The sequence below is a fragment of the Collinsella sp. AM20-15AC genome, from assembly GCF_003471405.1.
Lineage (GTDB): Bacteria > Actinomycetota > Coriobacteriia > Coriobacteriales > Coriobacteriaceae > Collinsella.
The window spans coordinates 150,247-170,184 of record NZ_QRJA01000001.1 but is presented as its reverse complement, the minus strand read 5'-3'; the positions used below and the strand labels follow the sequence as shown (position 1 = coordinate 170,184).

Here is a 19,938-nt window from a genome sequence, read left to right as displayed (position 1 = left end):
ACTACACTGGTACGTAAACGACCCAAGCCAGAAAGTGCCCCGCCCATGGAACACGACCTCACACGCGGCAATGTCCTCAAGACCATCGCGGTCTTTGCCCTGCCCTATATGCTCTCGTACTTTTTGCAGATGCTCTACGGCATGGCCGATCTGTACATGATGGGACAGTTTAGCGGCGCTGCCGGCATCACCGCCGTGGGCAACGGCGCACAGACGCTCTATATCATTACCGTGACACTCGTTGGTCTGGCCATGGGAACGACGGTCATCGTCGGCCACGCCGTGGGCTCGCGCCGCTTCGATCGCGCCGAGACCGCCATCGGCAATACCATCACGCTCTTTATGGGTGTCTCGGTGGTACTGGCCGCTGTCCTGCTCGCGCTTTGCCCGCAGATCGTGGCGCTCATTGGCACGCCGGCCGAAGCGGTCGAAGGCACTGCCGCCTACCTGCGTATCTGCTTTATCGGCATTCCCTTTATCGCCGCGTACAACATTCTTTCGGCCATCTTTCGCGGGCTAGGCGATTCGCGCTCGCCCATGTACGTAATTGGCGTGGCATGCATCATCAACATCGCGCTCGATTTTCTGTTTATCGGCCACATGGGGCTCGGCCCCGTGGGCGCGGCGCTCGGCACGGTGACCGCGCAGACAGCCAGCGTTGCCCTCGCGCTCGTGTGGCTCAAGAGCCGTCGCACAAACATCCACGTTAAGCGCAGCGACCTGCGCCCCCAGCCCGAGGTGCTCGGCAGCATTCTTAAAATCGGCGTGCCCGTGGCTGTGCAGGACGGCTGCATCCAGGTAGCGTTTATGTTTATCACCGTCATCGCCAACCACCGCGGTCTGGTCGACGCCGCCGCCGTGGGCCTGGTCGAGAAGATGATCAGCTTTTTGTTCATTGTGCCGAGTTCCATGGGTGCCACCGTCAGCGCACTCACGGCGCAAAACGCCGGCGCGGGCAAGGGCGACCGCGCGCGTCAGGTACTCAAGGACGCCATGACGATCTCGGTGGTGTACGGCTGCCTGATCACGGTGCTGATGTGGCTGGTGGCGCCGCCGTTTATTGGCTTTTTTGCCAAGGACCCCGCGGTGGTCGCGGCCGGTACCGGCTATATGCACAGTTATATTTTCGATGCAATCTTTGCCGGCATCCACATTTGCTTTAGCGGCTTTTTCGCTGCATACGGCAAGAGCTACATCGGCTTTGCGCACAACGTGCTGGCTGTGGCACTCATTCGCGTGCCGGGCGCGTGGCTGCTGTCGAACGCCTATTCCGACACGCTGTTCCCCATGGGTATCGCCTCGCCGTGCGGATCGATTCTGTCGGCGGTCATCTGCGTGATTGCATTTACCGTGCTCAACCGCCGCGGAACTTTTGACAAGCTGGTGGCGTAGCGAGGCGACGCAGGCCTAGCGCCTCTCCCCTGTTTTGCCGAAAGGAGCGGTCCTGTGACCGACATGCCAAGCGAACACACCGAGGGCCTGCTCCGCATTGGCGAGGTGGCGCGCTTGCTCAATTTGAGCGTGGGCACACTGCGCCATTACGAACAGATGGGGCTATTGGAGCCGGCATATGTCGATCCGACGAGCGGGTACCGCTACTACGGATCCCGGCAGCTCTCCACCCTCAACACCATCGGCAACCTGCGCGTTCTCGACTTGCCGTTGGCGCAAATTCGCGAGTTTGTCACTACGCGCGATATGGATTTGATGCAACGGCAACTGACCAAGCAACAGGAGTTAATTGAGCACAGGCGGCGTGAGTTGGAGCGCATGTCGCGCAAGATTGACCAGCGGCTTGCCTTGCTTCGTGGCGCTTTGAATGCTGATCTCGACACCATTAGCGAAATCGAGGAACCCGAACTTCGCTGCGCCGCGCTGCACGAGCGCGTCAATCCCACCGACGCCTATTCGCTGGGATGGCATATCCGCCAGCTTCAGCAGGGACAGCACGAAACCTTTGCCTATCTTGGCAATCTGGGTGTGGGTATCGCGCCCGAACGCCTGGCCGCCGGAGACTTTGATGGCTACGACGAGGTCTTTCTGCTGCTCGATGACACCGATGATTACCTGGGCGATGTTGAGACGAGACCTGCCGCGCGCTGCCTGACCATAAGCTTCCGCGGCACGCACGGACAAGCGGGCCCACGCTATAAGCAGCTGCTCGGCTATATGCGCGAGCACAACCTGACGCCCGCCGGTCCGTCGCGCGAGATCGCCCTGATCGACGACATCATCAGCGATGATCCGGCAACCTACGTGACGCAGATCACGGTGCCCGTTGCCCCGTCCAAATAAAATCCGCCCGAAAGGCATCATGCTTTCCGGGCGGATCTTCAATTTGGTTATCGATGCGCTAAGCCTGGGGCACCTGACCAGTAGCCAAGATCTGCTCGAGTGCGTCCTCGTCCAGCACGGGTACGCCCAGCTGCTCGGCTTTGGTGAGCTTGGAGCCCGCTTTGGGGCCGGCGACCAGATAGCTCGTCTTCTTCGACACGCTGCCCGAAACCTTGGCGCCGAGCACCTTGAGCGCCGCGCCTGCCTTGTCGCGCGTGCGGTTGACGAGCGTGCCGGTGAGCACGAAGGTCAGACCCGCAAGCGGCTGTGCGTCGGCGAGCTCGCCCGCCACGCCAGCTTCGGCCGCGGCTTGCGCATGAGCGGCGCCCAAGTCGACCTCGAGCGAAAGGCCCGCTTGGCGCAGACGTTCCAGCACGGCGAGGTTCTCGGGCACGGCCAGGAACTGCTTGACGCTCGCCGCAATCTTGGGACCGATGCCCTCGCACTCGGCGATATCCTCTTCGCTCGCCAAGATGAGCTTGTCGATCGACAGGAATCGCTCGGCGATGACCTCGCCCACACTCTTGCCCACGTGGCGGATACCCAGGGCAAACAGCACGCGACCGAGTGGCTGGCTCTTGGACTTGTTGAGCTCGGCGATGATTTTCTCGGCCGTCTTGAGGCCCACCGGGATGGGGTCGCCCTTCTTGACGCCCTTTTTGCTGTTGGAGCTAGCATAGGTGCGGCCCGTGTCCAGGCCGGCGATGTCGTCGACCGTGAGCTGGTAGAAGTCCGCGACATCATGGATCAGGCCGGCGGCGATCATCTTGTCGACGATCTCGTCGCCCAGGCCGTCAACGTCCATGCAGCCGCGGCTCACCCAGTGAAGTAGGCGCTCCTTGAGCTGCGCGGGGCAATCGATGGAGACGCAGCGGTAGGCAACCTCGCCGTCCTCGTGAACCACGGGGCTGCCGCACACGGGGCAGACCTCGGGCATCTGCCAGTCAACGCTGTCGGCCGGGCGCTTGTCGAGCACGGGACCCACGACCTCGGGGATCACGTCGCCCGCCTTGTGCACGATGATGGTGTCGCCCTCGCGCACGTTTTTGCGGCGGATCTCGTCGATGTTGTGCAGCGTGGCGCGCGCGATGGTGGAGCCGGCGACCGTCACCGGGTCGAACTCGGCGACCGGCGTGAGCACACCAGTGCGGCCCACCTGGATGCGAATTTCGCGCAGGACGGTCTGCTTTTCCTCGGGCGGGAACTTAAAGGCGATGGCCCAGCGCGGTGCACGAGCGGTAAAGCCCAGGTCGAGCTGCTGCTGGAAGCTGTCGACCTTTACGACCACGCCGTCGATGTCGTAATCCAGGTCGCCACGGTGCTCGAGCGCCTGGGCACAGAACTCGTGGACCTCGGACGGCGTGGCGCAACGAGCCACGTTGGGGTTGACGCTGAAGCCGGCGCTACGCAGCCAGTCGAGAAACTCGCGCTGGCTGTGGACGTGCAGCGGATCGGTATCGGCGATGGCATAGATAAAGGTGGCCAGATCGCGGCGCGCCGTGACCTTGGGGTCCTTTTGGCGCAGGCTACCGGCGGCGGCGTTGCGCGGGTTGGCGAAGGGGTCGCGACCCTCGGCATCGGCCTCGTCATTTAGGCGCACAAAGCTGCCCTTGGGCATATAGACCTCGCCACGTACTTCGATGGTACGCTCGCGGTCGGCGCCCATGTGGGCGAGCGCCGGCTCGGACAGGTGCATGGGCACATCCTTGATGGTACGCACGTTGAGCGACACGTCCTCGCCCGTTGTGCCATCGCCACGTGTGGCGGCGCGCACGAAGGTTCCGTTTTGGTAGGTAAGCGCCACGCCCAGGCCGTCGATCTTAAGCTCGCAGGTATAGGTGACGCTACCGGCACCGAGCGCATCCTCGGTACGCTGGAGCCACGCGTCGAGTTCGTCCAGATCCATGGCATCGTCCATGGAATACATGCGTGCCATATGCGTGACCGGCGTAAACTGCTCGCTCACGTAGCCGCCCACGCGCTGGGTATAGCTGTCGGGCGTCACTAGATCGGGGTAGGCCGCCTCGATTTCCTGCAGCTCAACGAGCATTTTGTCAAAGGCAGCGTCCGTGATCTCGGGCGCGTCGAGCATGTAGTAGCGGTACGCGTGGTAATCGAGCTCGTGGCGCAGCTCGGCCGCGCGCGCTGCCGCCTGGGCACGGGCGTCGGTCGGTGCGGCGGCATCCGCGCTCGCGGGCGTTTCGGTATCGATGTCCACACCGTCACCAAACAGGCTCGATTGCTCCATAGCGGCACTCCTTCGCTCGATTTCAAACGGATACAAGAGTACCACCGGTCACCATGGCGCCGAATAACCCTTTCGAACCGCACCGAATCGGCAGCCGCCAGACTGGGGTGGATCGCGCGATTAAACCATGCCCTTGCCGTTTCTAAATGATCCGTTTTCCTCCGTCTCCAAGGGATCATCGCGAAAAGAGGGGCTGTCCCGCGCTGGCGGAACAGCCCCTCTGGCTTCGGCATGTGCGAAACGGCTCGTTAGAAACCCTGACCGTTGCCCTGACCCTGACCTTGCTGGCCCAGCAGCTCCTCCAGGTACTGGCGCAGCTGCTCGTCGGTAATACCGCCGTTGCCGGTGTCGGTCGAACTGTCGTCCTGCTGCTGGTTCTGCAGCTCCTCGTCGGAGCCCAGCTCGACGGTGACCTTCTTCTCTTCCTTGCCGCGCATGAGCGTAATCTCGACCTTCTCGCCCACCTCGTGGCTGCGCAGCGCGATGATCAGGCCATCGGCGCTCGTAATCTCGTCGTCGCCCAGCTTGGTGATGACATCGCCCTCCTGGATGCCGGCCTTGGCGGCGGGACCGTCCTCGACGACACTCGCCACGTAGGCGCCGCTATCGGTGCTCAGCTTGTTGGTGCGGGCGTTGAGCGCATTGACGCTCGAAAGCGTAGCGCCCATGTACGGATGCACCGGCGTCTTGCCGTCGATGATCTGGTCGGCAATGTTCTTGGCGTAGTTAACGGGAATGGCAAAGCCCACGCCCGAGCTGGAGCCCGAATAGCTCTCGATGAGCGAGTTGATACCCACAAGCTCACCATTGTCGTTGACGAGCGCGCCGCCGGAGTTGCCCGGGTTGATGGCGGCGTCGGTCTGAATCATGTTGGCATAGATGGTATTGCCGTTGGTAGAGCTCATGGCCGTGGAGCGATACAGCGCCGACACGATACCCGTGGAGACGGACTGCTCGTTGCCGAACGGCGAGCCGATCGCCATGACCCACTCACCCACGTTGAGCTTGGAGGAATCGCCAATCTCGATCGGGGTGAGCTTGGAGGCGTCGGCGTCCTTGAGCTTGATGACGGCCAGGTCGCTCGAGGCATCGTTGCCCACGAACTCGGCCTCGTAGGTGGTGCCGTCGTCCATGGTCACTACGTACTGGTCATAGCCATCGACCACGTGGTTATTGGTGAGGATGTGACCCTCGGTATCGAGCACAACGCCCGAACCGACGCTGCCCGAGCTATCGGAATCGTCGGCAGACTGCGAAAGCGAGCCATTCTGGTTGCCGCTCGAAGTGGCGGTAATGGAAACGACGGAGGGCAGTGCCTTGGCAGAGACAGCCTCGGCCAGCGTGGTGTCTTCGGAATCGATGGTGATCTTTTGCGTCGACGAACCCGAAGCGCCCGCCGTCACGGCATTCTTACCGCCGCCGATATCGAGCGTGCCACTCATGATGAGCGCGATGACTAGCAGGGCGCCGCACGCGCAGCCGGCAAGCGCCGTAATAAAGATCGGCAGCTTTTTGGTCTTGGTCTTGACCACCGTGTGCTTGTTCACGACCTGCTGACCGCCCAGCGGCTTGCCGGTCTGCGTGTCGTAGGCTTGCACGTAGGGAATGTTATTGCCGTCGGCAGGCGTCGACTCCACCTGCACGCGCGGCTGCTGCTGAGTCTCGCCGGCGTTGCCCGCATCCTGGGGACGCTGGGAATCGTTCTCGCTCATGGCTGCGATCCTTTCGTCAAATAACCAAAGGCCCGCCAAACATGTGGCGGGCCATCATTGTTCACGTTGAGTTGTACCCCAATATGCGGGCGTACGTGTACGAGAACGCAATCTTTTAGGAAGGCTTAAGTTCTGCTGCAAACTCGAAAGAAACCCGCACCTGCGTCAAAACCACCACAAAGGTGCCTGTCCCCTTTGTGGTGGAAATCTAGTCCTTAAACAGATAGCCCACGCCGCGGACGGTGGTGATGTGTGCCGCGATCTGCGGGCCCACCTTGGAGCGGATGCGTCGGATGTGCACGTCGACGGTGCGCGTGCCGCCGCAGTACTCAAAGCCCCACACGCGGTGCAGCAGCACCTCGCGGCTGTAGGCGCGGTTGGGGTGCGTCGCCAAAAAGCTCAGCAGCGAGTACTCCATCAGCGTCAGGTCGATGGGCTCGTTATCGAGCGTCACCTGGTAGGTAGCCAGGTTGATCTCGAGGTTATCGATGTTGAGCACATCGTCGGCGGTGACGGTCTCCTCCTCGCCCATCAGGCGCTGCGCGCGAGCCTTGAGCTCGTTGGGCGTCGCCGTGGGGCATACAAAGTCGGCATGCGCGTGATTCGGCAGGCGCAGGGTGCCGAGCGCCTCGTCGTCGACGATCACCAGCATGGGAACGCCGCCGCGGTCGTCAAGCCACTTGGCAATCTGATCGATGCGGTCGCTGCGGATGCCATCGGAATCGAGAATCAGCAGGTCAAAGTCGTGCGCCGCAGTTGGCGAATCAGGGGTTGCCAGGCTCACCTCGACACCCAGGGTAGTCGTCAAGCTGCGGGCAAACTCGTGGAAGCGCGTCGTGCGCGCCATGAACAGGGCACTCTTTTCGGACATATCGGCCTCCAAAGAAATGAGCTCAATCGTACTGGAACAAGCCAGCGCGATTAGGAGTTCGCCAGGTAGTGCTTGATCTCCCACTCGGTGATCGTAGACTCAAACTTATGCCACTCGTCGCGCTTCTTTTTGAGGAAGAAGCTGTGGATGTGCTCGCCGAGAGCATCCTTCATAAACTGCGAGTCCTCAAACACGTCGAGCGCCTCTTTGAGCGAGCGCGGCAGCGGCGCGTAGCCGGCCTCGACCATCTGACGGTCGGTAAGCTTGAGCGTCTCGGCCGTGGCCTCGGGCGGGAGTTCCAGCTTGCGCTCGATGCCGTCCAGACCAGCCGCCAGCGTGACGGCGTTGACCAGGTACGGGTTGGCCATGGGGTCGGGACTGCGCAGCTCGATGCGCGTGGACAGCGGCTTGCCGGGCTTGTAGACCGGGATACGGACCATACTCGCGCGGTTGCGCAGGCCCCACGTGGCGTACTGCGGCACGGAGTCGCCACCCGTGGTGATGCGCTTGTACGAGTTGACCGTGGGGTTGGTGATGGCGCTGATCTCGCGCGCGTGCGCCAAGATACCGGCCATGTAGTGCTTGGCGACGTCGGAGAGATGGTACCTCTCGTCGGCCTCGCCCCAAAAGACGTTGTTGCCGTCGTGGTCGAACAGCGACTGATGCAAAAACATGGCGCTGCCGTCCTCGCCCGCCAACGGCTTGGGCATAAAGGAGGCGTGGCAACCGCTCTCGTAAGCTTGCTGTTTAATGATGAGCTTGGCCGTGGTAATGGCGTCGGACATGCTCAGGGCCTCGGCGTGGCGCAGGCTCATGCCGTGCTGCGAGCGACCGGCGGCGTGGAAGGTGTACTCCACGGGCACGGACATCTTCTCGAGCGTAAGGACCGTGTTGCGGCGCAGGTCGCGCGCGGCGTCGCTCACCGAAAGATCGAAATAGCCCACGTTGTCGAGCGGCTCGGGCGTGCGCTCGTCGGGGAAATAGTAGTACTCCAGCTCGGCACCAACGTTGAGCAGGTAGCCGGCCTTCTCGGCCTTATGGAACATGCGGCGCAGCGCAGCGCGCGGGTCGCCGGCGAAGGGCTCGCGATCGGGAGTGCACACGTCGCAGAACACACGGGCGACGCCGTTGTGGCTCGGACGCCACGGCAAAATCTGGAAGGTCGAGGCATCAGGGAACGCCAGCATGTCGGCTTCCTCGGGCGTGGCAAAGCCCTCGATGGCCGAGCCGTCAAAGCCAATGCCCTCCTCAAATGCGACCTCGAGGTCCTCGGGGCTGATGGCAAAGTTCTTGAGGCGGCCGAGAATGTCGACAAACCACAGACGCACAAAGCGGATGTCACGCTGTTCTACGGAGCGGAGTACGTAATCGATGTTCTGCTGGTTCATGTCGCTCCCCTTTCTTTCGGGCGGGTTTCGACTGGTCTATACCGCAGATACTATCGCAGAAAAATGTTTCCGCAGGGTTAAAGCGTATCAAGCGCTCAAAAAACGTGCGCGAGCAGGCCGTTGCGAGCGAGCGGCTAGCGTTCAGATTCGGAGACAATTTGTCTACAGGCTCGTTCCAGCGCAGGGAACTCCATCGTCACTGCATCCCAAACAACCGAGCGGTCGACATTGCCGTAATCATGCGCAAGATAATTTCTCATGCCGATAATTCCACGCCACTCAATTTCGGGATGAAGCCGCTGCGAGCGTTCTGACAACTTGCCCGCTTCTTCCGTCACCCTAAGCGCACACATCAAAAGGGAGTCCGCCAACGCCCTCGTCCGCACGTCATTTGCATGCAGAAACTGGTCCTCGGTGATACCAAAGGCCTTGATGCGCTCGTTCGTTTCAGAGATGGCATCCAAGACCTCTTGGGCGCGGAGACAGTCTGACTTACGCGCGATCATAAAGGATCACTCCTTCGCGCTCGATTACCGCGGCAAGATCGCCATCAAGATGGTCGCTCGAGACGAGGTCAACCTGCCTCCCAGTTTCTTTGCGCACCGCCTCGCCGAATGCCGACAACGCGAATAGACCAAAGCCCTGCTCGCGATCGACTTCGAGACGCAAGTCGATATCACTATCGACACGCGCCTCGCCACGGGCATACGAACCAAAAAGAATCACGGTTTTGATGGCGGGAATCGGGCTGGCCGCCTCGCGGACGGCGGACTCAATCTGAGCAATATCCAAAATGTCTGCGGCGACGTTTTCGCTCGCAGAGTTTTTACCAAGTGAAGGAACAAACGGCAGCGAGCGCTCGCGCAGCATCTGCCTCATAAACATATTGACCGCTACAGACGAAGTCATGCCGAGTTCTTCGCATAGCTCGGCAAATGAATCTTTAATTGACGAGTCCACTCGTACACTCAGTACAGACGCAGCCATGGGCACCTCCTGTATGACATTGTCTATATAATATCACACAGGCTAGCGCGAGGTCGAAGCGCGGTGTTCGATGTGGCCGGGTATCTCGATGCGCTTGGGGGCGAGCTTTGCGGCGTCGCCCACCGTAGTGGTAACGATGTCGATGCGCTCGGAGAGACGCTCGACCACGCGCTCGGCAATGGTGGGGGTGTCCTGCGCGGCCGTGGTCACACCGCCAAAGAGCACGTGGTTCCAGGGATAGTCGTCAAACGTAGCAATCTTGAGACCCGCCGGCAACGAGGGTCCCAACTGTGCCAGCGCCTCGGTCAGACGCAGAAAGACCAGGCCGTTGACGGCAATGAGGCCGAGCTTTTTACCCGCATAGCCGCGTATAGCTCCGTCCAGACGGCTGACACCCGTGGCGCCACCGTCGGCCAGGGTAACGACCTCGCCGGCCAGACCGCGGCGCGAAAGCTCGTCGGCAAAGGCCTCGGCGCGCTCGCGACGCACGGGGCTGTCATCGCTTGCCTCGGTGAGCAGGCGCAGGCGCTCGCTGCCAGCAGCGGCCAAGGCGTCTACCAGGCCGGCAACCAGCTCACGGTTGTTAGAGGTCACCAGATCGATGCCACCGTCGGCAACATCGCGGTCGAGCAGCACAACGGGCAGGCGCCCCGCGGCCGCGGCGATCGCCTTGTCGTTGCCTCCGCAGGTATTGACGACCAGGCCGTCTACGCCGGCATCGATAAGTCTGGTGAGCGACTCTGCCTCCTTGGCGGGGTCGTTGCCGCTAATGGCGGTCATGAGCGAGCAGCCGCGCGCGGCGGCGCTGGCGGAAAGGCCCTCGAGCATGGCGCTCGAGAACGGGTTAGCGATGTCGGCCAGGATCACGCCGATGAGGTTGGTGCGCGAGCTGCGCAGGTTGCGCGCGGCGGCACGTGGGCGATAGCCAGTGCGCTCGATAACCGCCGCGATGCGCGCGCGAGTTTCCTCGGTCATCTGCCCGGGGCGGTTGTTGAGATAGCGCGAAATCGTGGCCGGGCTCACGCCCGCCTCGGCGGCAATGTCCTTAATCCTCATCTGCGCCATAGCGCACCCCGTTCCCCAATTGTCGGCAGTCTGAGCCATTTTAGGCATTTTTAAAAAACTCGCTTGCAAAACGTTGTAGGTGAGCAGCATCGTTTTTGCGTCTCGAGCAGATGCGGTGATGGGCTAGATAGACGAGTCTTTGGAAAGCTCGAAATAGTCGGGATGCACGGCGATAACCGGGCCCTGCTCCTCGGGCATCAGGTGCAAGTGCGTCTCGGCAAGATAGCTCGCCGTGTCGGTATCGCCCCTCTTAATGGCCTCGAGAATCCGACGATGTTGTCGACGAATCGGCTCCCAATCCAGATCCTGCGACACCATACGCAACCAGTTGTATCGCTCAAAATGCGTATTGATGCTCTTCATCCAATCCCACAACATGTGACGGCCGGCAATCACAAAACACGTCTCATGAAACAGGTTATCCAAGTCGAAAAAGCGACGCGTTTCGCGATGGTCGAGCGATTCGGACTCGGCAAGAATCTGCTCAAGCCGATGCTTCTGCTCGGACGTGGCTGCCGAGCAGCATTTAATGAGTACGCTTCTTTCGAGTTTCTCGCGCAAGAAACAGGCGTTCTCGGCGCGCTCCATGCTGATTTTTGAGACATAGGTGCCGCTTTTGGGACGCGTTTCCACTAGCTCCTGCTCACGCAGACGCACAAAGGACTCGCGAATGGGCGTGCGCCCGATTCCCGTCTCCTTTTCCAGACCAATCGCCGAAAGGCGCGTGCCGGGCTTGAGCTCGGCATAGATGATCTTGGAGCGCAATGCGTTGTATGCCTGATCTTGCAGGCTCTGATAATGCTGGTGTTGTTCCATAAAGCCCTCGAATGAAGCTCACGGTTTGTCGAATATCACCACGTAATACTATCGCATCCCCCATCCCCTCAATTGCGGTGAAAGAGGGAGTGCTCACGTCGCCAGCACCGCAAGAGCAAGCGGTGGCATCCCGAAACCCGGGACACCACCGCTATTTTGCTATCGGATGGCGCAGAAACGCCCCTCCTCATGCACCAAGGGGTTGACTAGAGCTCGCAGGCGACCTTGTAGCCATCGCCGATGGCATCGCGAATGTTGCCGCACTTGTTGGCATCGCCCAGCACGTGGGTGGCAACACCGGCTGCGGCCAGGTCGTCGGCCAACTTGGTGTTGGGACGATAGCCCATGGCAAGTACCAGCGTATCGGCATCGGCGATGGTTTGGATCTCGCCGTCCTTCTCGTAGCTGATGGTGTCCTCGGTAATCTCGGTCACCTTGGCCTCGGTCAGCACGTGAACGCCCTTGGAGAGCATGCGCGTGATGAGCACCGCGCGACCGGCGCCGCCCTCGTTGGCGGCGAGCGTCTTGGTCATCTCGATGACGGTGACGTCGCGGTTGGCCGGCGACAAGTCGTTGACCAGCGGGGCCAGGTAATCGGCCGTCTCGCAACCGACGGTGCCGCCGCCCACGATGACGATCTTCTTGCCCGGGAAAGCCTTGCCACCCAACAGGTCGTCAGCCGTCATGACCTGCTTAAAGCCCTGCATGAATGCCGGAGCGATGGGCTCGGCGCCGTAGGCCAGGACAACCTCGTAACCCGCGTAGTCGCGCTGAATGTCCTCGGCCGAGAGCTCGGTGCCAAAGACGCACGTGACGCCGGCCTCGGCCAGGCGACGGTACTGATACTTGATCACGCGGGTGAGTTCCTGCTTTGCCGGCGGAACGGCTGCGATGCGCATCTCGCCGCCCGGTTCGTCCTGCTTATCCACGAGCACCACGTTATGACCGCGCTTGGCGGCAATGTAGGCTGCCTCCATGCCCGCAGGACCAGCACCAACAACCAGTACGTTCTTGGCCTCGGCGGCAGGCTCGTAGCCGGCCTCGTCGCGCTCCACGTCCGGGTTGACGGTGCAGGAGATGCGCTTGCCAAACATGATGCCGTTCAGGCAGCGCAGGCAACCGATGCAGGGACGGATATCATCGGCATTGCCGGCAGCGGCCTTGTTGCAGAACTCGGCATCGCACAGATTGGCGCGGCCCATCATGCAGATGTCGGCAGCGCCGTCCTCGATCAGCTCCTCGGCAATCCATGCCTCATTGATGCGGCCGACCGTGGCGACGGGAATGTTCACATGCTTTTTGATCTCGCGCGAGCAGGCGGCGTGCGAGGCCTGCTGCGTACCGGCGGCGGGAATCGCGGAGCCGCGCTTGATGGTAGTGCCGCCCGACACGTGGATCATGTCGACGCCAGCCTTCTCCAGGCGACGCGAGACGTAGATCATGTCGTTGAGGGTCAGACCGCCATCGGTGTACTCGTCGCCCGAGATACGGACGTCGATGATGAAGTCCTTGCCGCAGCGCTCGCGAATCTCGGCGATGACCTCGAGCAAGAAGCGCATGCGGGCATCGAGCGAGCCACCGTACTCGTCGGTACGCTTGTTATAGAGCGGGGTCAAAAAGCCGCCGAGCATGCCGTGGGCGTGCGCCGCATGGACCTCGACGCCGTCGACACCGGCCTTCTGCATGCGCACGGCAGCGTCGCCAAACTGATGCGTGAGCTCGTGGATCTCATCGACCGTGATAGGGCGCGGCGCCTCGCGGGCATAGGACGGGCCCACAAAGGACGGGGCGACGAGGCGCGGCGTGCCCGGAATGTTAAAGGCCATGTAGGCGGGGTGGAAGAGCTGCGGCATAATCTTGCAGCCATACTCGTGGACGGCCGCGGCGAGCTTTTCCCAGCCAGGGATAAACGTGTCGTCGTAGCAGCACATGTCACCCGGCAGGTAGGTATAGGTAGGCTCGACCGTCACGACCTCGGTGATGATGAGGCCCACGCCGCCCTTGGCACGGGCACGGTAATGATCGACCAAGTCGTCGGTCACATAGCCATGATCGGCCAGGTTGGTGGACACCGGCGGCATAAAGACGCGGTTCTTGACCTCGGTCGTACCGACCTTGATCGGACTAAAGAGCATCGGGTAGGCGGAGGACTCCATACAGGGTTCCTTTCGTTTGGGCCGCTCGGCGGCAGTTGCTAACGTACTTATCGTATCAGCAACTGCCGTATCCGAAGTAATGCATTCCCAAACGCTGGTCGGCTAATGAATACCGCGGCTCAAATCTTCGGCAATTTTGTCCACGCCCTTAAGCGCGGCGCACGTCTTTTTGTTGGAGCAATGTCCCGTGCAAACGCCACCTTGAGCGCAGTCGGCGCAGGTGCCCTTGCGATAAATGCGCACGCACACGGCGACAAACGCAATGCCGATAACAGCCAGTACAACAATATCGATAGGTGCCATAGCAAGCCTCCTCTAGTTAACCACCACTTACTTTACCCCATTCTCCACCTTCCAAAAAGGGACAGGTATATTTTGGTCGGTTTTATCTGCGGAAACGCCACATCTCCCTCACCAAAAAGCCCGAGTGTCGCTGGGACACCCGGGCTCGTGGAAAGGGGCTGATCCTTATTCGGACTTAAGCGGAAACTGCAGCGGAAGCGGTGTTGGTCTCGTCCTCGTCGGTCCAAGCGTGCTTGGGCATGGGACGGAAGATCTGGAAGAGCATCGCAACCAGCAGAACGATGGCTACAACCGTCCAAATACCAAACTGGCCAAGGACAAGCAGGTTGTAGAACTGGTTGATGAACAGGGCGATCACCCAAGCGAAGGCGCACTCGTAACCGATGGCGATCGCGGTCCACTTGCCGGAGTCCATCTGATTGCGGATAGTGCCCATGGCGGCAAAGCACGGGGCGCACAGCAGGTTGAATGCGCCAAAGGCAACGCAAGCGCCCATAGTCGGGAACATGCCGGCAAACGCGGTCCACAGGCTCGGGTCGGTCTCGGCGGCGTCGGCAACCGACAGCAGCGAGCCGGCGGTGGCGACGACGTTCTCCTTGGCGACAAGTCCAGAGACAGTCAGCGCGGTGGCCTGCCAGGTGCTAAAGCCGAGCGGGGCGAAGATCCAGGCGACCAGGTTGCCGAGCATGGCAAGCACGGAGTAGTCCATGAACTCCTCGGGGATGCCGTCCATCGCGGGCAGGAAGCCAAAGGAACCGTTATAGCTACCAAAGTTGGAGAGGAACCAAACCACAACGGTGGACGCGAAGATGACCGTGCCGGCCTTTTTGATAAAGGCCCAGCAGCGCTCCCACACGTGCAGCGCCCAAGAGCGGATCGCCGGGAAGTGGTAGGCAGGAAGCTCCATAACGAACGGCGTCGGGCGACCGGCAAAGAGCTTGGTCTTCTTGAGCATGAGGCCCGAGGCGATGACGGCAAAGACGCCCAGGAAGTAGAAGAGCGGGCTAATCCACGCGGCGGTGGTAGAAGAATCGCCGATGATGGAACCCATGAGCAGGGCAATGATCGGCAGCTTAGCGCCACAGGGAATGAACGTGGTGGTCATGACCGTCATGCGACGGTCCTTCTCGTTCTCGATGGTCTTGGTGGCCATGACGCCGGGGACGCCGCAGCCCGAGGACACGAGCATGGGGATAAAGGACTTACCGGACAGGCCAAACCGGCGGAACACGCGGTCCATGATGAAGGCGACACGGGCCATGTAGCCGCAGTCCTCCAGGAAAGACAGCATCACAAAGAGCAGGAACATCTGCGGGACGAAGCCGAAGATGGCGCCCAGGCCGCCGACGATGCCGTCGCAGACCAGCGAATCGACCAGGCCGCCGTCCTCGGTGCCGCCCGCCACAAGGGCGTCGTGCACCATGGTGGTGATACCCGGGACATAGGGGCCGTACTGTGCCGGGTCGACCGAGTCGGCATTGTCGCCCGCAGCCTCAACAGCTGCGTCATAGGCGTCGCGACCCTGACCGAGCACGTACCAGCCGTCGGTGCCGAAGAGTTGGTCGTTGGTGAAGTCAGTCACCGTGCCGCCCAAGGTAGAGACGGCAATGTAGTACACACAGAACATGATGACCACAAAGATCGGCAGGCCCAGGATACGGTTGGTAACCACGCGGTCGATCTTCTCGGAGGTGCTCATCTTTGCCGGAGCCTTAGTGAGGCACTCGTCGATGATGTGGGCAATCACGCCGTAGCGCTCGCCGGTGATGATGGACTCGGCGTCGTCGTCGCAATCCTGCTCGCACTGGGCGACCAGCTGCTCGACGCGAGCGGCCTTCTCCTTGGTGAGGTTGATGAGCTTGCAGGCGTCCGCGTCGCGCTCGAACAGCTTGACGGCGTAGTAGCGACGCTTGTTGGCGGGAACGCTCGCCGGCAGATTGTTCTCGATGTGGTCCAGAACGTCCTCAATGGAGGAATCGAACTTGTGCTCCGGCACCTGGCCCTTGGAAGCAGCGGACTTTTTGACCTGCTCGAATAGCTCCGTGATGCCCTTGTTCTTAAGAGCGGAGATCATCATGACCGGGCAGCCGAGCTTCTTGGAGAGCTTGTCCGTGTCGATCTTGTCGCCGTTCTTCTCGACCAAGTCGGCCATGTTGAGGGCCACGACCACGGGCAGGCCGGTCTCGATGACCTGAAGTGCCAGGTACAGATTGCGCTCAAGGTTGGTCGCGTCGACAACCTGGACGACCACATCGGGCTCGCCGCTCATGAGGTAATCGCGCGAGCACTGCTCCTCGGGGCTGTAGGGGGAAAGCGAGTAGATGCCGGGGAGGTCCGTAATCGTGACGTTCTTGTCACTCAGGAGCTTGGCTTCCTTTTTCTCAACCGTGACGCCGGGCCAGTTGCCAACGTAGCCGTTGGCGCCGGTGATCAGGTTGAAAAGCGTGGTCTTGCCGCAGTTGGGGTTACCCGCCAGCGCGACATGGATCTGAGAATCCGCCATTCAATCCTTCTTCCTTGTGTGCCCGCGCTGCTTTCTCCGCACGGGCTGGATAATGTGCTTCAACATTGCAAATTTAAGTTAGAAAAACCTAACTTTATCTGCATAAATAGTTGCCGCGGGCCCTTACTGGACCTCGACGACGGCAGCCTCCTCCTTGCGGATGGAAAGCTCGTAGCCGCGCACGTTGATCTCGACCGGATCTCCGAGCGGTGCAACCTTAACGACCTTGAACGAAGTGCCCTTGATGAGGCCCAGGTCCATAAGGTGACGGCGAAGCGCGCCCTCGCCGTGAAGCTTGACGATGGTAGAGCTCTCGCCCACCTTAACGTCACCCAACGTCTTCATATTCTTTTCCCCCTTTCAGCTTTAATGAAATGCTGCGAACTAACCGACGGTCATGATGTGCATGGCGACCTTGGTATCGATACCAAAGCGTGCGCCCAGCACGGTGACGATGATATTGGCACCACTCGAGCTCACCACGTGAACCTCACTGCCCTCGACAAAGCCGAGGTCCTTGAGGTGGTGCTTCATGTCCTCATTGCCCTTTACACGAGACACGTGCACGGTTTCGCCCGCTTTCACCATCGAAAGCGGCATGGCCGGCATCTGCGGTCCGCAAGACATGAGTGTGCTCCTAACGTCAGTTCGTCCTCAACATCGACGCAGCAAAAGTTAACCACGTCTATGTTCGCTACAGTAAACTAGCACGTGGTTAACTTTTTGGAAAGGGTCCCTATTCAGTTTTCGAAAAAGTTTCCCATATGAAACAGGTGTGACAAGGGGACAGCCCCTTTGTCACATTGTTGCGTTTAGAGGGAGAGGTTTCTGATCGACGTGACACACGAGGCCTCGTCTACGCCCGAAATGCGGAAGATGATGTCCTCGCCGCACTCGCCGTAGAGAGCCATGAGCCCCATTACATCGCGGCCGTCGGTATGGCGATCGCCGATGCTGACCGATACGTTGCTACGATGCTTGGCAATTATGTCATAGAGCAGCGCAACCGGGCGGGCATGCAGTCCCAACGGATCTTTAATCGTCTTTGTAAACTCGACCATGTCCCCTCCCACGGCATCGCACATTCGGCCGGCAAACCCAGCCACGTGGTAGTTATTGTAGCGTTAGATGCTTGTCGAGAGCTCCTCTGAACACCTCGTGGGCAAAAAGTGGCAAATATGAGTACTGTCACCAATTTAGTAGCAGCAAAATCGAGAGCAAATTGCCTCCTTTGAGCGATTCGAAGAGGTTGAAAGCCGTCAAACGCCCTTTAAAGGGGGTTATATAAATTGATTTTGAGCCCGTTTTTGCTCAGAACAGGCCGAAAAATATGTCACCTCTTTTGCAACAGTACTCATATTTGGCATTTTTTGACCACGGGGTCCAAAACCATGCCCCAAAACACAAAAGGAGGGGCCTCGTAAGGCCCCTCCTTAGGAAAGGGAATCGATTTATTCCACAGCTGTAGATTAATCCTAGCCGCTACTCCATCATGTCGAGGACGGAGGGGCGCAGCTCGCTCTCGGCGGCCTCGGGATCGGTCTCGCGCAGGCGGTTGATATAGCGGTTGTACCACATCACGGCAAGGCCCAGGAAGACAACCACACCGCCAACGTTGTAGACCAGCGTCAGCCACAGCGGCTGATCGAGCGGGATGGTGCCGCAGACAAGCACAAAGCAGAAGACCACAAGCAGGAATGCGGCAACGACCAGACCAAAGCTGCGCGAGCCCATGCGGAAGTCACGGGGAGCGGCGTCGAAGTTCTTGCGCAGCATAAAGTAGGCAAGCAGGATCAGCAGCGGCGGGAGCAGAGCAGTGGCAGCCGTCATGTTGGTGACGATCATGAGCAGGTCGTCGAGGTTACCAGATCCCAAGGCCGGGATGATCAGGATGGGGACGACGATGGCGAACTGCAGCCAAGCGGCGCGGGCGGGAATGCCGTGCTCGTTGAGCTCGACGATCTTGCTACCAAAGACGCCCTTGGGGATCTCGGTGAAGAAGACCTTGATGGGAGCAGAGGTCCACATCATGAGGGAGCCCAGCGTGGCAGCGAGAAGGATCAGGCCAATGACGCGCGTGGACACTTCCATGGGAATGCCAAAGTGGGCAAAGACAGCGCCGAATACGTCGAAGATACCGGTGGAGATGGCAACGCCGCCCTCGGGAATGAACAGGTTGACCAGCAGCGAAGCGCCTGCGTACAGAAGGCCGATGGTCAGGCCGGCGATAACGACGGTGCGCACGAAGGCCTTGACGCCGCCCTTAAGGTCGTTAAGGAACACGCCGACAGACTCAGCGCCGCCAACGCCCTGGATGATCCAGGCAAGCGTACCGAAGAAGCCCCACATAGTTGCGAAGTTGCTCATGTCGGGAGCCATGTTAGCGGGGGTAGGAGCCGTAGCGAACTCGACGCCGCCAAAGGCAGCAGCCAGGGACAGCAAGATGAACACGGCAGTCAGGCCGAGAGCCGCGGTCGAGCCGAAGGAGGAAATGGAGCCGATCCACTTAGCGCCCTTGGTCGAAACCCACGTGGCGATAGCAAAGACGACGATCTCGATAATGGTGATCCACAGCTGCGAAAGCTCTGCATTGGCACCAAAGAACACGTAGCTCGCGTAGATGATGACGTTGGGCAGGACGGACGCAAAGTAGAACAGGTTAACGAACCAGTAGCTAAATGCCGTCAGGAACGCCCAGCGACCACCCATCGAGGTCTTAACCCATGCGTACACGCCAGACTCGGAGTCCCTGTTGAGGCCGACGAACTCAGCGGTAACCAGGGTATAGGGGACAAAGTACAAAAGCGTGGCGAAGAAGAACGACGGCGCAGCTGCCAAGCCGATGGCCGCGTTGTTGTTGATGATGTTCTTGATACCGAACACGGCGGCGACCGTCATGCCCAGCAGAGCGAACGAACCGATCGTTCCTCGTTTTTCAGAGCTCATAAGCCCTCCCAATCATCCGTATATGTCATCTAAAACCGTCCGGGCTGCAAACGCAATCACGGACGACACACCTGCTAAGGGGAATGGGGAAAAGGGAGTCAACAAAGCCATCCCCCTTAACGGCGCGAAGCAAACGCCCAAACGGACGAATACTACTTGTTGGGGAAGGAGTAACCTTCAACCGTCACGTGCAGTACCACGACGCGGGGATCCGCGGCATCGGCCACGACACGGTAGGCCTCGTCGATCTCGACGACGGCAACGCCGCCGGCGGGAATCGCCACGGTCTCCCCCGTACCCTCAAAGCGCTCGCGATCGTCGATATCGCTGTAGGCGCGCGTGCGGGTAAGATCCGTCTTGGAAGCCACCTCGACGGTCAGGTCGCCGTCGAGCGGGGCGAGCACGGCATGGTAGCGACGGTGGCCGACCAGATCGGCGGTAGCTGCCTCGTGGGCGTTCACCCACCAGTACACCAACGAGTCGCCGATGGAGTAAGCCACGTCGTGCTGCAGGTCGGCAACACCATCGAGCGCCTGGCCGGTGCGCATCCACTTCTTGACGGACTTCATCTGAGCGTCGAAATCGGCGCGCGAGTTAAAGACATGCATG

At 60.4% G+C, this 19,938-nt stretch carries 18 protein-coding genes; 2 read left to right on the top strand and 16 right to left on the bottom strand.

The window, feature by feature from the left end; translation table 11 throughout:
* The first annotated feature begins 45 nt into the window (after positions 1–45).
* Together DW233_RS00755 and DW233_RS00750 are read left to right on the top strand one after the other, a co-directional pair.
* A complete protein-coding gene (locus tag DW233_RS00755; RefSeq protein ID WP_118266206.1) occupies positions 46–1,392 on the top strand; it encodes an MATE family efflux transporter in 1,347 nt (448 codons plus the stop codon).
* Between the two features lie 63 nt (positions 1,393–1,455).
* Positions 1,456–2,295, top strand: a complete 840-nt coding sequence (locus tag DW233_RS00750; RefSeq protein ID WP_233547889.1) for a MerR family transcriptional regulator — start codon at positions 1,456–1,458, stop codon at positions 2,293–2,295.
* Between the two features lie 58 nt (positions 2,296–2,353).
* Here the strand turns inward: DW233_RS00750 and ligA are convergent, their stop codons facing one another.
* The 16 genes from ligA to DW233_RS00670 all read right to left on the bottom strand — a co-directional run bounded on the left by ligA (position 2,354) and on the right by DW233_RS00670 (position 19,937).
* Positions 2,354–4,582 carry an NAD-dependent DNA ligase LigA gene (gene ligA / locus DW233_RS00745; protein WP_118266202.1) on the bottom strand — a complete coding sequence of 743 codons (2,229 nt, stop codon included), beginning with the start codon at positions 4,580–4,582 and terminating at the stop codon, positions 2,354–2,356.
* 248 nt (positions 4,583–4,830) lie between these two features.
* Positions 4,831–6,294 (bottom strand): S1C family serine protease, encoded by a 1,464-nt coding sequence (locus tag DW233_RS00740; protein ID WP_118266200.1) that lies wholly within the window; start codon positions 6,292–6,294, stop codon positions 4,831–4,833.
* A gap of 208 nt (positions 6,295–6,502) precedes the next feature.
* The gene (locus DW233_RS00735) at positions 6,503–7,165 is read right to left on the bottom strand and encodes a response regulator transcription factor (protein WP_006234733.1); all 663 of its coding nucleotides are present in this window, start codon (positions 7,163–7,165) and stop codon (positions 6,503–6,505) included.
* 50 nt (positions 7,166–7,215) lie between these two features.
* On the bottom strand, positions 7,216–8,553 hold the full coding sequence (locus tag DW233_RS00730; RefSeq protein WP_118266199.1) for a glutamine synthetase family protein: 1,338 nt from the start codon (positions 8,551–8,553) through the stop codon (positions 7,216–7,218).
* A gap of 134 nt (positions 8,554–8,687) precedes the next feature.
* The gene (locus DW233_RS00725) at positions 8,688–9,059 is read right to left on the bottom strand and encodes a DUF86 domain-containing protein (protein WP_118266197.1); all 372 of its coding nucleotides are present in this window, start codon (positions 9,057–9,059) and stop codon (positions 8,688–8,690) included.
* Entirely contained in the window at positions 9,046–9,540 is a 495-nt protein-coding gene (locus DW233_RS00720) for a type II toxin-antitoxin system RelB/DinJ family antitoxin (protein ID WP_118266195.1), read from the bottom strand. The genes DW233_RS00725 and DW233_RS00720 overlap by 14 nt, the downstream gene beginning before the upstream one ends.
* Positions 9,541–9,582: 42 nt before the next feature.
* On the bottom strand, positions 9,583–10,605 hold the full coding sequence (locus DW233_RS00715; RefSeq protein ID WP_158567771.1) for a LacI family DNA-binding transcriptional regulator: 1,023 nt from the start codon (positions 10,603–10,605) through the stop codon (positions 9,583–9,585).
* 123 nt (positions 10,606–10,728) lie between these two features.
* A complete protein-coding gene (locus DW233_RS00710; protein WP_118266192.1) occupies positions 10,729–11,421 on the bottom strand; it encodes a GntR family transcriptional regulator in 693 nt (230 codons plus the stop codon).
* Between the two features lie 206 nt (positions 11,422–11,627).
* Positions 11,628–13,577 (bottom strand): NAD(P)/FAD-dependent oxidoreductase, encoded by a 1,950-nt coding sequence (locus DW233_RS00705; RefSeq protein WP_118266190.1) that lies wholly within the window; start codon positions 13,575–13,577, stop codon positions 11,628–11,630.
* 102 nt (positions 13,578–13,679) lie between these two features.
* Positions 13,680–13,880, bottom strand: a complete 201-nt coding sequence (locus DW233_RS00700) for a hypothetical protein (protein WP_118258538.1) — start codon at positions 13,878–13,880, stop codon at positions 13,680–13,682.
* 175 nt (positions 13,881–14,055) lie between these two features.
* Positions 14,056–16,383, bottom strand: a complete 2,328-nt coding sequence (locus DW233_RS00695; RefSeq protein ID WP_118266188.1) for a ferrous iron transporter B — start codon at positions 16,381–16,383, stop codon at positions 14,056–14,058.
* A 123-nt stretch (positions 16,384–16,506) separates the two neighbouring features.
* The gene (locus tag DW233_RS00690; RefSeq protein WP_006234774.1) at positions 16,507–16,728 is read right to left on the bottom strand and encodes a FeoA family protein; all 222 of its coding nucleotides are present in this window, start codon (positions 16,726–16,728) and stop codon (positions 16,507–16,509) included.
* A 39-nt stretch (positions 16,729–16,767) separates the two neighbouring features.
* Positions 16,768–17,010, bottom strand: a complete 243-nt coding sequence (locus DW233_RS00685) for a FeoA family protein (protein ID WP_231500839.1) — start codon at positions 17,008–17,010, stop codon at positions 16,768–16,770.
* 185 nt (positions 17,011–17,195) lie between these two features.
* Entirely contained in the window at positions 17,196–17,444 is a 249-nt protein-coding gene (locus DW233_RS00680; protein WP_117634215.1) for an HPr family phosphocarrier protein, read from the bottom strand.
* 421 nt (positions 17,445–17,865) lie between these two features.
* On the bottom strand, positions 17,866–19,329 hold the full coding sequence (locus DW233_RS00675; RefSeq protein WP_117736197.1) for an amino acid permease: 1,464 nt from the start codon (positions 19,327–19,329) through the stop codon (positions 17,866–17,868).
* 152 nt (positions 19,330–19,481) lie between these two features.
* Positions 19,482–19,937: a hypothetical protein gene (locus tag DW233_RS00670; protein ID WP_118266187.1), complete on the bottom strand. Its 456-nt coding sequence runs from the start codon at positions 19,935–19,937 to the stop codon at positions 19,482–19,484.
* Between the last annotated feature and the right edge of the window lies 1 nt (position 19,938).

Coding starts and splice junctions, on each gene's coding strand:
- DW233_RS00755 (WP_118266206.1), top strand. CDS start 46: ATGGAACACGACCTCACACGCGGCAATGTCCTCAAGACCATCGCGGTC.
- DW233_RS00730 (WP_118266199.1), bottom strand. CDS start 8,553: ATGAACCAGCAGAACATCGATTACGTACTCCGCTCCGTAGAACAGCGT.
- DW233_RS00690 (WP_006234774.1), bottom strand. CDS start 16,728: ATGAAGACGTTGGGTGACGTTAAGGTGGGCGAGAGCTCTACCATCGTC.
- DW233_RS00700 (WP_118258538.1), bottom strand. CDS start 13,880: ATGGCACCTATCGATATTGTTGTACTGGCTGTTATCGGCATTGCGTTT.
- DW233_RS00750 (WP_233547889.1), top strand. CDS start 1,456: ATGCCAAGCGAACACACCGAGGGCCTGCTCCGCATTGGCGAGGTGGCG.
- ligA (WP_118266202.1), bottom strand. CDS start 4,582: ATGGAGCAATCGAGCCTGTTTGGTGACGGTGTGGACATCGATACCGAA.
- DW233_RS00725 (WP_118266197.1), bottom strand. CDS start 9,059: ATGATCGCGCGTAAGTCAGACTGTCTCCGCGCCCAAGAGGTCTTGGAT.
- DW233_RS00715 (WP_158567771.1), bottom strand. CDS start 10,605: ATGGCGCAGATGAGGATTAAGGACATTGCCGCCGAGGCGGGCGTGAGC.
- DW233_RS00675 (WP_117736197.1), bottom strand. CDS start 19,329: ATGAGCTCTGAAAAACGAGGAACGATCGGTTCGTTCGCTCTGCTGGGC.
- DW233_RS00705 (WP_118266190.1), bottom strand. CDS start 13,577: ATGGAGTCCTCCGCCTACCCGATGCTCTTTAGTCCGATCAAGGTCGGT.
- DW233_RS00670 (WP_118266187.1), bottom strand. CDS start 19,937: ATGCATGTCTTTAACTCGCGCGCCGATTTCGACGCTCAGATGAAGTCC.
- DW233_RS00685 (WP_231500839.1), bottom strand. CDS start 17,010: ATGTCTTGCGGACCGCAGATGCCGGCCATGCCGCTTTCGATGGTGAAA.
- DW233_RS00720 (WP_118266195.1), bottom strand. CDS start 9,540: ATGGCTGCGTCTGTACTGAGTGTACGAGTGGACTCGTCAATTAAAGAT.
- DW233_RS00710 (WP_118266192.1), bottom strand. CDS start 11,421: ATGGAACAACACCAGCATTATCAGAGCCTGCAAGATCAGGCATACAAC.
- DW233_RS00680 (WP_117634215.1), bottom strand. CDS start 17,444: ATGGTCGAGTTTACAAAGACGATTAAAGATCCGTTGGGACTGCATGCC.
- DW233_RS00735 (WP_006234733.1), bottom strand. CDS start 7,165: ATGTCCGAAAAGAGTGCCCTGTTCATGGCGCGCACGACGCGCTTCCAC.
- DW233_RS00740 (WP_118266200.1), bottom strand. CDS start 6,294: ATGAGCGAGAACGATTCCCAGCGTCCCCAGGATGCGGGCAACGCCGGC.
- DW233_RS00695 (WP_118266188.1), bottom strand. CDS start 16,383: ATGGCGGATTCTCAGATCCATGTCGCGCTGGCGGGTAACCCCAACTGC.